The sequence below is a fragment of the Pantoea sp. Seng genome (assembly GCF_009829935.1).
Lineage (GTDB): Bacteria > Pseudomonadota > Gammaproteobacteria > Enterobacterales > Enterobacteriaceae > Pantoea > Pantoea communis.
Genome location: NZ_SZZV01000004.1, coordinates 73,970 through 87,360 on the forward strand (window position 1 = coordinate 73,970; position 13,391 = coordinate 87,360).

The 13,391-nt window shown below is 53.3% G+C and carries 15 protein-coding genes; 12 read left to right on the forward strand and 3 right to left on the reverse strand.

Annotated features, from left to right (window positions below; genetic code table 11):
- Positions 1-51: 51 nt before the first annotated feature.
- Complete coding sequence (dld, locus tag FD737_RS05050; protein WP_160832877.1) at positions 52-1,746, reverse strand: D-lactate dehydrogenase; 1,695 nt, start codon at positions 1,744-1,746, stop codon at positions 52-54.
- Between the two features lie 435 nt (positions 1,747-2,181).
- Between dld and FD737_RS05055 the strand changes: the two genes are divergently transcribed.
- The 7 genes from FD737_RS05055 to FD737_RS05085 all read left to right on the forward strand — a co-directional run bounded on the left by FD737_RS05055 (position 2,182) and on the right by FD737_RS05085 (position 7,038).
- Positions 2,182-3,162, forward strand: a complete 981-nt coding sequence (locus FD737_RS05055) for a 6-phosphofructokinase (protein ID WP_034827295.1) — start codon at positions 2,182-2,184, stop codon at positions 3,160-3,162.
- Positions 3,163-3,172: 10 nt separating this feature from the next.
- A complete protein-coding gene (locus tag FD737_RS05060; protein WP_034827292.1) occupies positions 3,173-3,487 on the forward strand; it encodes a PTS sugar transporter subunit IIB in 315 nt (104 codons plus the stop codon).
- Positions 3,480-4,847 (forward strand): PTS sugar transporter subunit IIC, encoded by a 1,368-nt coding sequence (locus FD737_RS05065; RefSeq protein ID WP_034827290.1) that lies wholly within the window; start codon positions 3,480-3,482, stop codon positions 4,845-4,847. The genes FD737_RS05060 and FD737_RS05065 overlap by 8 nt, the downstream gene beginning before the upstream one ends.
- Entirely contained in the window at positions 4,834-5,676 is an 843-nt protein-coding gene (locus tag FD737_RS05070; protein ID WP_045814340.1) for a class II fructose-bisphosphate aldolase, read from the forward strand. The genes FD737_RS05065 and FD737_RS05070 overlap by 14 nt, the downstream gene beginning before the upstream one ends.
- A 64-nt stretch (positions 5,677-5,740) precedes the next feature.
- Positions 5,741-6,010 (forward strand): hypothetical protein, encoded by a 270-nt coding sequence (locus FD737_RS05075; protein WP_097117196.1) that lies wholly within the window; start codon positions 5,741-5,743, stop codon positions 6,008-6,010.
- A 9-nt stretch (positions 6,011-6,019) separates the two neighbouring features.
- Complete coding sequence (locus FD737_RS05080; RefSeq protein ID WP_097117195.1) at positions 6,020-6,457, forward strand: PTS sugar transporter subunit IIA; 438 nt, start codon at positions 6,020-6,022, stop codon at positions 6,455-6,457.
- A complete protein-coding gene (locus FD737_RS05085; protein WP_160832878.1) occupies positions 6,454-7,038 on the forward strand; it encodes an ATP-binding protein in 585 nt (194 codons plus the stop codon). Before FD737_RS05080 ends, FD737_RS05085 begins: the two co-directional genes overlap by 4 nt.
- On the opposite strand, the gene FD737_RS05090 is transcribed toward FD737_RS05085, so the two are convergent.
- The gene (locus FD737_RS05090; protein WP_097117193.1) at positions 7,011-7,868 is read right to left on the reverse strand and encodes an NAD(P)-dependent oxidoreductase; all 858 of its coding nucleotides are present in this window, start codon (positions 7,866-7,868) and stop codon (positions 7,011-7,013) included. The two genes, FD737_RS05085 and FD737_RS05090, sit on opposite strands and share 28 nt — an antisense overlap.
- A gap of 294 nt (positions 7,869-8,162) precedes the next feature.
- Between FD737_RS05090 and FD737_RS05095 the strand changes: the two genes are divergently transcribed.
- From FD737_RS05095 to FD737_RS05115, 5 genes are all read left to right on the forward strand, one after another.
- A complete protein-coding gene (locus FD737_RS05095) occupies positions 8,163-8,957 on the forward strand; it encodes an SDR family NAD(P)-dependent oxidoreductase (protein ID WP_160832879.1) in 795 nt (264 codons plus the stop codon).
- A 197-nt stretch (positions 8,958-9,154) separates the two neighbouring features.
- Positions 9,155-9,505: a hypothetical protein gene (locus FD737_RS05100; RefSeq protein ID WP_097117192.1), complete on the forward strand. Its 351-nt coding sequence runs from the start codon at positions 9,155-9,157 to the stop codon at positions 9,503-9,505.
- 49 nt (positions 9,506-9,554) lie between these two features.
- Positions 9,555-11,555 (forward strand): protein-disulfide reductase DsbD, encoded by a 2,001-nt coding sequence (locus FD737_RS05105; RefSeq protein ID WP_160832880.1) that lies wholly within the window; start codon positions 9,555-9,557, stop codon positions 11,553-11,555.
- The gene (locus tag FD737_RS05110) at positions 11,552-12,277 is read left to right on the forward strand and encodes a DsbA family protein (RefSeq protein WP_160832881.1); all 726 of its coding nucleotides are present in this window, start codon (positions 11,552-11,554) and stop codon (positions 12,275-12,277) included. The genes FD737_RS05105 and FD737_RS05110 overlap by 4 nt, the downstream gene beginning before the upstream one ends.
- The gene (locus FD737_RS05115; protein ID WP_097117190.1) at positions 12,274-12,777 is read left to right on the forward strand and encodes a protein disulfide oxidoreductase; all 504 of its coding nucleotides are present in this window, start codon (positions 12,274-12,276) and stop codon (positions 12,775-12,777) included. The genes FD737_RS05110 and FD737_RS05115 overlap by 4 nt, the downstream gene beginning before the upstream one ends.
- A gap of 265 nt (positions 12,778-13,042) precedes the next feature.
- On the opposite strand, the gene FD737_RS05120 is transcribed toward FD737_RS05115, so the two are convergent.
- The gene (locus FD737_RS05120; protein ID WP_034827258.1) at positions 13,043-13,372 is read right to left on the reverse strand and encodes a cupin domain-containing protein; all 330 of its coding nucleotides are present in this window, start codon (positions 13,370-13,372) and stop codon (positions 13,043-13,045) included.
- Between the last annotated feature and the right edge of the window lie 19 nt (positions 13,373-13,391).

Below are 13,391 nucleotides of genomic sequence, written 5' to 3' on the forward strand. Positions count from 1 at the left end.
GATGCGTGATAACTCAAGCCGCTACAGCTAAAGTCTTTTTACCCTGTAACCTTAACCCCAATACTTCTTCTTACTGGTTTTACCCACGCCAGGGTTGCAGCTATTAGTCGGATCCAACTGCTTCCAATGATCCACATGCTCGCACGATGCCTGATAGAGATGCCCCACATTATGCTCAGCCGGATACTTTGCACCACGTTCAGCCAGATAGACTTTCACCGCCTCCTTAAACGCCTTCGCATCGACCCCTTCCTTCAACACATAATCCTGATGATTCACATAACAGAAAAAGTGTCCGCAGCATGAATCAACCTGCACCTGCGCTGCTAAGTGATCCGGCAAGGTTAAACGCCAGTCCTCATCATTGCGGCGTAGCGCCACGTCGAAGGCCACCAGCCTTTCATTCGGGTTATAACCCAGCGCATCACAATAAGAGATGGTGCACCCGCCCACGCCAAAGCGCACCAGGAAGGCATCTGCGCCTTCCCGGGCATCACAATGGAAAAAGCCGCCGCTGTGCCCGGCAAAGAACTGCTGCAATAACGTCTGCAATTCAGGGGTCTGCTGGGCATCGACTTTAATCATCAGATGATGTTGATATTCATCACGATAAGCCATGACGCGCGGGGCAATAAAGCTCGGCGTGAGCTGGTTAAAGCATTGCAGCGCCCGATCAACAAAATTACGCGGCAGGAAAGGCAGATGGCTGACACGCACGTCCCACTTCGCTTTATTGCCCATCATTTTAGGAATAGCCTGCGGGCCGAGTTTGCGGATCGCCAGATACATATGCTTGGCGTACCGCACGGTTAAGTCGAAGGCGTTGCGATGAATGTATTCTGCCTGCAGCGGCAGTTCGCTCATCTCGGTGAGGAGAAAACGACGCAGTGCCACCAATTCGCGTTCATCGTTTGTGCCAATGTAGAAGGTATCGCTACCCGCGCTGGCCTCAAAGGTGGGCAAGCGCACCGCAAACACCACCACTTTACCCGCGCTGCCAGAACTGTCGTGCAAATAGCGCAGATCACCATTAAAACGCGCAGGGGAGTCAGCGTTGACATCACGCAAGCGATCGGCGTAATCATCGGCCCAGATTTTGCCGTCCCAGTCTGCCTGGTCGCCGGTCTGATACTGTTGCTCAGTCAGACTCTTCAGCATTGCTTCCGGCGTTTCACCCAAATCGATACCCAGATGATTGACCATTTCTAAGCGCCCATCATCATGAATACGGGCAAACAGTGATTTTTCAGTAAAGGCGGGGCCCCGGCGAATCAGCGAACCACCCGAGTTGTTGCAGATACCGCCCACGACAGAAGCGCCAATGCAGCTGGAACCAATCACCGAGTGCGGTTCGCGTCCCAGCGGTTGCAGCGTGTGCTCTAGTTCGGTCAGGGTGGTGCCGGGGAAGGCGATGACCTGACGCGCCTGATCGATCACCTGCACGCCCTTGAGCTGGCGGGTACTGATGATCACCACTTCGCGGTCATAATCATTGCCATCCGGCGTTGAGCCACCGGTCACACCGGTATTCGAGGCTTGCATCAGGATAATAGCGTCCTGTGCCACGCAGACCTGTAGACTTTGCCAAAGTTGTAGCAAGTTTTGCGGCAATATCACTGCCAGTGCCTCACCGCGACCGACACGAAATCCTTTGGTGTACCAGGCTTTATCATCAGCATGGGTCAATACCTGTTTGTCGCCCACTATGCCAGTGAGCTGACGCAACATCTCCTGCGAGTTGGTCATGTTTTCTCTTCTTCGTCATTTATTTGCTGCGATATTGGACAGCCAGATAAACGTGACGTCAATCATTCATCGGCACTGATCAACAAATAACGCACTGAATCATTATCCCTTTATCTTTCGTGGGGAAAAGTCGGCGTACCGATAAAAATGCGCGGGCAATCACAATTCAGATCGAAAGAAACTCAGGCGAAAACGTGATGGCAGGCTAAATGCGTTTCACACCATGAAATAAATATAACCGGATGATTTTATTGGTTTTGTTAAATAATGGGTAAGAATTGCAATGTGATAAATATCACAAAAAACAATGACTATTAATCCTTGTCAACGTCAGAGGGAATGAAATACATGGCAAAAATGTGATCTCTGTTGCAAATAGAAAAGTCGTTCACCGGAAGAATGAATGTCAGACGCGCAGCATACGGAGTGATGACAATGAGAATTGGCATAGTGATAAGCGGTGGCGATGTTACCGGAATAAATAACTTTGTGTTTCAGATATCACGTATGACGCAGGCGGATATGGTGTTATTTAATGGAGGCATTCCCGGTTTATTAGAAAATCGCCATCAGGAAATGTCACAGCGCGATCTGGTGGACTATGCCATCACTTCCATTCCCGTGATGCAATCAGGACGAACCACGCGAAAATTAATTCGCCCTGAGTATGAGATGATCGCCAAACAACTCAAATCGCTGCGCATTGATGTATTAATTATGGCCGGGGGGGATGGCTCATTACAGTTTTTACATACATTAAGTGAATTCGGCGTGAATTGCTTTGGTGTAGGCATGACCATTGATAATGATGTTTTTGGCAGTGACTACACCATTGGTTTCTCTACCGCTTGTGAGCAAGTCTTGAAAGAAGTCTCGAAGTTAAGAAATACCGGCCGTGCATTAACCGGTCGCGTATTCATGGTGGAGTTGCTCGGCGGTTATTGTGGTGAATTGACGCTGCAATCAGCAATCAAATCCAATGCTGATTTTGCGCTGATTCCGGAGTGCCAAATCCCAACACAAGAGTTGGCAGAGCGCATCACGCAACGGCTTGCTGCACAAAACAGTGTGGTAATCCTCTGCTCTGAAGGCTACACCCGCGAATACTCGCCGGGCTTTCAGGGCGCGATTGATACCTTAATTAAACAGATTGAGCCGCTAATAGGGGTACGAATTCGTAAAACTATTATCGGTTACGGCTTGCGTAGTGGTGACCCGACCTGTGAAGAGATTTATCAAGGCACCATTATGGCCAGTGAAGTTGCGCGCTGTATTCAGTCGGGGATGCGCAACAAAGCGGTGATTATTAATGGCAGTAATCGACCGATACCGATTGATCTTATAAGCATGAAAAAACGCCTGGTTGATACCGAAGGGCATCATTACAAACTTGCTAAACAACTGCATATTCTGTGAGGAAAACGCCATGCTGAAAATATTATGTGTCTGTGGATGTGGTCTGGGCTCCAGTTTCGCTATCGAAATGAGTGCCAAATCCGTATTAAAGAAACTCGAAATTGAAGCGGATATTGATCACACCACGATTTCAGAAGCCAATGCTTTTAAATCCGACATGATTCTAACCCAAAAAGCCTTTGCGGATGTCCTGAATGCCGATGCCAGCCCCGAGCAAATCAAACGGGTGATTATTCTCAATAAGCTGACCGACAAGGCAGAAATTGAAGAAAAAATCGTGGCGTTTATGAAAGAACGTAATCTGAAGGTTGCTAACCATGAATAGTGTGATCAACTTCCTGGTAAAAGACTTATTAGGGCAGGCATCGATTTTGATCGCCTTTATTGCCCTGATTGGTCTGCTACTGCAGAAAAAATCCGCAGGTAAGGTGGTGGAAGGCACCTTTAAAACGCTGCTGGGCTTCTTAATTATGATGGCGGGTATCAACATTATTGTCGGTACGCTGACCTTCCTGAATACCATCTTCACCCACGGTTTTGGCATGAAGGGCTATATCACCGATGTGGCCGCCATTGCCGGATTAGCCAGCCGCGAGTTGGGATCAGAAGTGGCGCTGACATTGTTGGTGATCTTTATCGTCAACATCATCATCGCGCGTCTGACGCCGTTCAAATACATCTTCCTCACCGGGCAGGCGCTGCTGTGGATGGCAACCATCGGCGCGGTGATTGGCTACAAAGCCGGGCTGACAGGTTTACCGCTGATCCTGACGGGCGGCATCTTCGGCGGCATTATGGCGGTCGTGATGCCAGCGCTGGCTCAGCCGGTGGTGCGCCGAATCACGGATTCCGATGATGTGGCACTCGGACACTTCTGCACCATTGGCTACTTGTTGACAGCGGCAGTGGCGAAGGTGGTCGGTAAAGGCTCGCGCTCAACGGAAGATCTCAAGCTGCCAGACAACTTCAAGTTCCTGCAGGACACCTATCTGTCGATGGCAGTGGTGATGGTACCGATGTACCTGATCCCGGCAGTGGCAGCAGGCCCAGAATTTATCGGCCAGTACAGCAACGGCATGAACTACCTGATGTATGCCTTCATGCAGTCGATTCAGTTTGTTGCGGGTGTCTTCGTGTTGTACAGCGGTGTGCGTTTACTGCTGAACGAACTGGTGCCAGCCTTCCGTGGTATCGCTATGCGCCTGGTGCCGGATGCCAAACCGGCACTCGATTGCCCGGTAATGTTCCCTTACGCACCGAATGCTGTGATTGTCGGCTTCCTGGCAACAACGCTGGGTTCCGTGGTCGGTATGCTGGTATTCCCAATGTTCGGTCTGGCGATGATTCTGCCTGGGCTGCTCACTAACTTCTTTGCTGGTGGCACCGCTGGCGTGTTTGGTAACGCGCTGGGTGGACGCCGCGGAGCGATGATTGGCGGCTTTGTACACGGTCTGTTTATCACCTTTTTGCCGGCCATTCTGGTACCGATGCTCGAAAGCTACGGCTTCACCGGTGTGACCTTCAGTGACTCTGACGTCATCAGTACCGGACTGGTATTGGGTCATGCGTTCCAGGGCAACTGGTTGTTCGTCGCACTCTTTATTGTCTTTATCACTCTGATCGCCTGGTTTGTTAACGGAAAATCCCCTAAATCCCACGAGGAAAAGCTTCATGAAACTTTATAACTTTACCGATCTGTTACAGGTGGCTAAACAACGTGAATTTAAAGCGCTAGGTTCCTTTAATTTGCACTGCCTGGAAATGTTACCGGCCTTTTTTAAAGCAGCAGAGAAAACCAACAGTCCATTAATGATTCAGATCTCAACCGGCACGGCGAAATATCTCGGACACAAATTATTAGTCGATGCGATTCGCTCATTATCTGAAAGCCGTAATGTACCGACGTGCCTGCATTTGGATCACTGTTCAGATCTCGATGCGATTCAAACGGCACTGGACGCCGGATTCAGCTCCATTATGTACGACGGCTCGCATTTATCAATTGAAGAGAATATTGCCAATACGCGTCGCGTGATTGATATGGCGCGCCCATTGCAGGTATCGGTTGAAGCCGAACTGGGTGCTATCGGGGGTTCAGAAGACGGTAAAGAAGTCGAAATGAACGATGCGTCCTTTACCACCGTAGATGATGCTAAGCGTTTCGTGGATGAAACAGGCGTTGATATGCTGGCCATCTCCATCGGTACTGTACATGGACTGTATACCGGTAAAGCGCATATTCAGCATCAGCGTCTGGCGGATATTACTGAAGCGACTAAAACCCCGTTGGTGTTGCACGGCGGTACGGGCGTGAGTGATGAAGACATGCGCCTGGCCGTGCGCAGCGGTATCGAAAAAGTGAACGTCGGCACGGAAATGAATGTGCAGTGGGTGGCAAACTGCAAGCAGACGTTTGAAAAAGGTAAAGTGAATGACAGCGTACGCAACTTCCTGGTGCCCGCAAATGATGCCGTTACCAATGTGCTGGTAGAAAAGATTTCACTGTTCCGTTAAGTACGACTCACTCATGACGTAATAAACCTGAGGTGCCCTGGCGCCATTCGGGGCAGGAGACGCTATGTTTGGATTCTTGAAAAAGGGCTCAGAAAATAAGAGCCAGGATTCACAAGAAATAGATCTTCAGGCAGAAACCATCAGTGGAAAAATTAGCGAGCTGGAACAACAGCTCGCTGTTAATCCGCAAGCGGTCGATGCGCAAAAACAATTAATGCTGGAATATAATCGTGCATTAAATATCTTTGCGAAAAGCCGTCGTTTTCGTCAGGAAATTGATCCGCTGTTCGTTAAAATTGATGAACTGCGTAATACCATTCGCAAATCAATTTAAGGAGGCAGTATGAGTATTAAGCGACTGCTGCAAGAAGCGAATGCGATTCAGGTGGGGATCAGCGCCACGGACTGGCGCGAAGTGATCGCGCTGGCCGCACAACCGTTGGTGAGCGGTGGATATGTGAAGAATTCCTATCCGGAGGCGGTGATAGCCAATACCCTGACGCACGGCGCTTATTATGTGTTTGAGGAAGGGATAGCCATTCCGCATGCGCGTCCGGAAACGGGCGTGCTGAAAGATTGCTTCAGCATGATTGTGCTGGATGAGCCGATCTCTTTTGAAGGGAGTGACAAAGCCGATATCGTGATCATGTTCGGCGCGCGCGACAGCAATGCGCACATCGAAGAGGGCATTCGCGCCATCGTCTCATTATTGGAAGATGAAGAGACGCTGATGCGGTTACGCCAGGCCAGCAGTGTGGCGGAGGTGATAGAAATCCTATGACTTCTCACACTGCAGAAAAGGTGGTGGTGCTGGTCAACGGCATCCCCGCGTCGGGGAAAAGCACCCTGACACGCGCCATGGCGGAGCAGTTTGGTTTTCCAGTGCTGACGCTGGACAGCCTGAAAGAACCGTTTATGGCCAGTTTCGCGCCGGTGGACCGACTGCGTAACCGGCAGTTGGGGTGCGCGGCCTATCAGGCGATCTGGAAGGTGGTCGGACAGGCTCCCAACTGCTGCGTTTACCTGATTGACGCCTGGTTTGGTTTCCAGCCCAAAGAAGTGCTGCAGCAAGGATTGCAGCAGGCGGGCATTACCCGGGTACTGGAGCTGTGGCTTTCCATCACACCGGACGACGCGGTCGCGCGCTATCAGTTACGATTGACCGATCGCATGCCAGGCCATCCAGGTGCCGAGTACCTGCCGGAACTGCGAAAGCTGGCGGAAACGGCGCAGCCGATGGCGCTCGGACCGGTGCTGCAACTTGATGCGGCCGACCCGGATGAAGCGGCCGCGTGTGCCTGGTTGCAGCGTCAGCTGCGGCTGCCGGTGAGTGCTCAGCCCGCTTTGTCTGCATCAGGTTGAAAGAAGTCCGCCAGTAAGGCGCTGAACTGTTGATCGTGTTGACGATCGTCAGCCAGCTGGCGGCAGATTTCCCCTAATGCGCGATAAAGCTGGTCGGTGGCCAGTTCGCCCTGATTGAGCGTGGCAATCTCATCCATCTCCGCCGCCCAGCGCCAGGCTTTTGGCAGCATGTCCGGGGCGGCTTTTTCCATTCGTTTCAGCAGGGCCTGCTGGCTCTCCTGCATCTCTTCACGTAACGCTTCGGCGGCACCCACGCGGCTGGCATTAATCAGCATCGCCGAGGTCAGCAGGGTAATGCCTTTGTTGATACCGGCGTACGCCATCTTCAATGCTGAGGCGGCGCCGTTTTCAGCGTTCATCACCCGTATCCGCAATCCATAATCACTTAACTGCGCCAGTTTTCCGGCATGGGGTCCTGCAAACCATAAGCGTGGTCCGGTGGGATTTTGCTCGCCCGGCGGCAAGCCAATAATCGCTGCATCGGCAAAGGGTGTGCCGGTGCTTTCGATCACCTGAGCCACCTGCTTTAGCGTCTCCGGACTGATGGCGTTGCAATCTACATACAGCGGCTTATGTGCGGCAGCTTGCAGAAGCGGGGCCATCTGCTGCGCCCAGCTGAGTGCCGATTCGGGCGGCAGGATTGAAAGGATAATATCGGCCTCGCAAATCGCCTCTGCGCTGCAGTTGGCAATATTGGCTTGTTGTGCACGCTGTTGAGATTGAGCGGAGCGTTGGCTTAGCGGGGTAATCACCTGCGCCCCGTGCTGGGCAAGCACAGCCCCGATGGCCGCGCCCATAGCGCCCGGTGCGGCGATAGCAATAGTCGTCATCACGATAACTCCTTCAGGCATCAAGTTCTCAGTATGGAACGTGTTAAAAGGATCGTGTGCAGGGAAGTGCAAGCAAATACAACCGTTAACTCGATGTGGTTTTGCCCCGGCACTTTTATTACTGCTGACGGTGGCGCTGTGGACAATTTGGCGGGGAAGAAAACGGGCCGCAAGCGCTTATGGTCATCCCGGATCGTGATAATAACCGCATGATTTGATAAGGCATATTTCATACGCTCAACCAGGCTTGATGGATGTTCTGCATGATATTGCGCATCCATCAAGGAGACCTGTATGAAAATTGATTTGCACGGTAAAACCGCATTAGTCACTGCCTCAACGGGCGGCATTGGCTTCGCCATCGCTCAGGGATTGGCTGAGAGTGGGGCCGAAGTGGTGCTTAACGGTCGCAGTGAAGCCTCGGTAAGCCGCGCGCGTGAGAAGCTGAATGGATTGGTGGCGGGGGCCAAAATTCATACTTTTATTGCCGATCTGGGTAGCGCGCAGGGCGTGAAGCAGTTGCTTAATGGGTTACCGCCCATCGATATTCTGGTCAACAATGCGGGGATTTATGGTCCGCAGGACTTCTATGCCACCGATGACGAAACCTGGGAAGCCTACTGGCAAACCAATGTGATGTCAGGCGTGCGACTGTCGCGCGCTTTGTTGCCGGATATGGTGAAACGTGGCTGGGGCCGCGTGGTATTTATCTCTTCTGAGTCGGCACGCAATATCCCTGCCGATATGGTGCATTACGGTGTGACTAAAACCGCGCAGCTCTCACTGGCGCGCGGGCTGGCGAAAGTGGCCGCAGGGAGCGGCGTGACGGTGAATAGCGTGCTGCCGGGCCCCACGATCTCCGATGGCTTTGCCGCGATGATGGAAGATGAGGTAAAACGTACCGGAAAATCGTTAGAGGTGCTGGCAAAAGAGTTTGTGATGGCACAGCGGCCGAGTTCGGTGATTCAGCGCGCGGCAACGGTCGATGAAGTTGCCAATATGGTGGTATACGTCTGTTCACAACAGGCATCAGCAACCTCCGGCGCGGCGTTGCGCGTTGATGGCGGTGTGGTGGATGATATTGTTTAACCATTTGATGGTAAGCACAAAACCGTAGCGGCGTGATTTATCGCGCCTTCTGACAGCTATCAAACTGCCAGAAAGCATAAATCATTCGCTGCTACGCTATCGACATGCAAAACACCAAGACAAAAGTTTACACAGCAAAGCTTGGTGTTTCTGCTGCATGTGCATAAAATGCCCGCACTTTACTCTGGGGCGATGGCATGACCAAATCAGCACAACGCGCAAAATGGATTCTGGCACTGCTTTGTCTGGTGCTGGCGTTCTGTCTCGCCCAGCGTAGCTTTAATCTGCCGAGTGCCCCTCAGGCGCAGATCAGCGCCTCGTCGTTCAGCGATCATGAAACGTTCGGTGGCGAAAAACTCTGCTCCATCAGCGGAAAATCACTGCACGCGGCTGCCCCGATTATCGACAGCGTCATGCCGTTTTTATTGATGGTCGTGGCTCTGCTTACCACGCTATGTCCGTCCAATGCTGTTAGCGGCTATCGTCGCGAACCCCTCTTTCCGCCGATACAGCGGCGGCATCTGACCTTCTGTGTCTTCCGGGAATAACACCACGCTGTCCATCGCGTAAACCTTGTTATTCACCGGAGAAAAATGAATGAATCTCTTTATCAGGAGCCTATTGCTCCTGTTGGTCAGTTGCACGAGTATTGTGCACGCTGCCGACACAGGCTGGCTGCGTAATGCACAAAACAGCCATGCAGAAGTGCGCTTACGCAACGCAAACAATGGCGCCGATGCGCAAATATTGCTGGATATCCGCCTGGAAAAGGGTTGGAAAACCTACTGGCGGTCGCCGGGCGAAGGCGGCGTGGCCCCTGAAATTCGCTGGCAAACGCCCGATGTCAATGCCACGTGGTATTGGCCAGCACCTGCTCGTTTTGACGTGAGCGGACTTACCACCCAAGGCTATAAAGGCGATATCACGCTGCCGATCGAGTTGGCTAAGGTGTCAGATAAACACCTCGCCGGCACGCTCACGCTGTCGACCTGTAGCGATGTCTGCATTCTGACCGATTTCCCTTTCACGCTGGATTTCAACCAGCAAGCTGATAGTGATTTCGCCCGTGATTACGCCCAGGCGATGGGGCAGATCCCCGCTGAAAGCGGTTTGACCGATCAACTCGACGTCAGCAACGTCAATGGCGAACTCCAAATCCGCGCTCAGCGTCAGGGTGGTTGGACTAAACCTGAGCTGTTCTTCGACTATCCAAAAGGCAGCATGCTGGCAGCACCGCAGATCACGGTGAAGGGCGACATACTCCGCGCTCGGGTCGCGGTCACCGATGAGTGGGGCGAAGCAGCACCCGATTTGTGGGGCAAAACCTTGTCGCTGGTGGTCGTTGACGCGGGAATTGCCCAGCAGAGTTCTGTGGTCATCGGCGCGCAGCCACTTGTCACAGGCGGAAGCCCACAAACCCTATGGTCGGTGATATTGCTGGCACTGATGGGCGGCTTAATCCTCAATCTCATGCCTTGTGTGCTGCCGGTACTGGCGATCAAACTCAGCAGTCTCGTACAGCAACAGGGGCAATCACGCCGTCAGACTCGCCAGCAGTTCCTCGCCTCCAGCGCCGGAATCCTGTTCTCGTTCCTGCTGCTCGCGGCGTTGATGACTGGCCTGCGGCTTAGCGGCCAGGCGCTGGGCTGGGGCATCCAGTTCCAGAGCAGTGGTTTCCTGCTATTGATGGTACTGGTGATGTTCCTGTTCACCGCCAGTCTGTTCGATTTGCTGCATTTCCGTTTACCTTCCGGTCTTAACACCCGACTGGCAACGCAGGGCGGTAGCGGGCTGCTGGGGCATTTTGGTCAGGGGGCATTTGCCACCTTACTGGCGACGCCGTGCAGCGCGCCTTTTCTCGGAACCGCAGTGGCCTATGCGCTTACCGCACCCTTGCCGCAGCTGTGGTTGCTGTTTGCGGCACTCGGTATCGGTATGAGCTTGCCATGGCTGTTGGTGGCGGCATTGCCAGGTTTGGCGCGCTGTCTGCCGCGTCCGGGGCGCTGGATGGTTCATCTGCGTACTCTGCTTGGTCTGTTAATGCTGCTCGCCACCTTCTGGCTGGTCACGCTGTTGATCCCGCATTGGGGTAGCACCGTTGCCACGGTACTGGGTGGCGTATTGCTGCTGGTGCTCTGTGGCTGGTTAATTCAGCGTCGGGCGCTGCAACAAGCCGGTGTGGTATTTATCACTCTGACGTTGGTGGGGGCGGTATTCCTGATGACGCGCATTGAGCCAGAGGAGGAAACGCTCTGCTGGCAGCCGCTGACCGAAGCGGCAATCAATCAGGCGCTGGAGCAAGATAAACGCGTGTTTGTCGATGTCACCGCCGACTGGTGCATTACCTGCAAGGTGAATAAATCCCGCGTGCTGAATCAACCTGACGTGCGCGCCGCGCTGAAAGCCGACGATGTGGTGCTGCTGCGCGGTGACTGGACCCAGCCCGATCCGGCGATCGGTGAATTCCTGCGTAAACGCGACCGTGTCGCCATCCCTTTTAACCAAATTTATGGCCCGGCACTGCCGCATGGCCACATTTTGTCACCGTTGCTGAGTCGTGAAGCGGTGATTTCTACTCTCTCTGAGGCCAAAAAATGATCAAGAAATCCCTGTTACTGTCACTGATGTTCCTGGCTATGCCTGTACTGGCGGCGGCACCTTTTACACCTGAACAAGAGGCACGCATCAAACAGCTGATTCGAGAAACGCTGGTGCAGAATCCGGCGATTCTGGCCGAAGCAGCGGATGCCTTTGATAAAGAAGCGGCGAAACAGCAGCAGAGCGTTGTCGCGCAGATGGTGAAGAAAAACCACGATGCCTTGTTCAACGATGCGGGTTCACCACGCATCGGCGCTGAAAAACCCGCGCTGACGCTGGTGTACTTCACTGACTACAACTGCGTGTTCTGTAAGAAATTCGATGCGGATATTGAGAAGCTGCTGAAAACCTATCCACAGGTGGCGGTGGTATTAAAACCGCTGCCGTATCGTGCCGAAACCTCTTTGACATCCGCGCGTCTGGCGTTAACGGTTTGGGAACAACAACCTAAAAACTTCCTGAAACTCCATGAGCGCTTAATGGCGAAAAAGGGTAACCACGATGAGGCGAGCATTGCCGCGGCGCTGGATAAAACCGGCATTAAGCTGAAAGAACCCAGCAAAGCCAGCCTCGATACCATCAACGAGAACCTGACGCTGGCGCAGCAGTTAGGTGTTCAGGGCACACCCGCCACGCTGGTGGGCAATGAGCTGATCAGCGGCGCGGTGCCGTATGCGCAACTCGAAGCGGCAGTGAAGGGCGCGTTGCAGGCGAAGCCATGATGCGCATTAAGCGCTGGCTGCGTGAAGCGCTCTGGCTGGTGCTGATCGCCGCTGCTGTCATTTGGGGGATGGATTGGCTGCGCGCCCCGCAGCTGCCAGCCGATCTGGCACAACAGCCGCTAACGACGCTGCAAGGCGAAGTCAATCTGGCCACATTAAGCCAGGACAAGCCGGTGCTGGTGTATGTGTGGGCCACCTGGTGCGGGGTGTGCAAACTCACCACGCCAACGGTAGCCGCGCTCAGCCAGAGCGGTACGCAGGTGGTGAGCGTGGCATTGCGGTCGGGTGATGACTCGCGTGTTGCGACCTGGTTGGAGAAGAAAGGGCTGCAAGGCCCAGCGGTGAACGATGAAAACGGTGCAGTGAGTCAACGCTGGGATATCAGCGTGACACCGACCTTTATCGTATTGCAGCAGGGCAAAGTGGTGAGCACCACCACCGGCTGGAGCAGCAGTTGGGGATTGAAATTGCGGCTCTGGTGGGCGGAAAAATTTAGCTAGCGCGTAAGTGAATGTCAGATCGCGCTAAACAGCGTATTGACTGACAGATAGGATTACTGCTTAGCCAGGCTGTCACTTCTCGGAGTGGCAGCTTTTTTCGTGCTAAGGCAAACGAATGACGTGAAGGCACCGTGTTAGCGGCGCGAGGACCGCCAGCCCCAAAGCGGCCCCAGACTGCGTTAACGCTGATCGTTTAACAGACAAGCGGCAATCCAGCAGGAACGCATGCGCTATCCAGAGATGTAACTGCATGTGTATCCGCTATCTACCGCGCTCCGAGGAAATCCTCGCGCTGCGGTGTAAAGGTATCCAGCAGGGTACCCGCTTCCAGACAAACGCAGCCGTGCACCACATTGGGCGCTTTATACAACGTATCTCCAGCGCCGACCTCCTGCGTAAGCCCATCAATCGTAAAAGCGAAACGGCCCGACAACACGTAGGTTAGTTGTTCATGTGGATGATGATGCAACGGTCCAACCGCATCCTTCTCAAAGGTCACTTCGACCGCCATCATCCGTCCCCCGTGGGCCATGACTCGCCTCTTCACGCCGTTACCGAGGTCTTCCTGAGTGGTTGCGCTTTTATAAATAAACATGGGTTCTCCTCACCAGTGA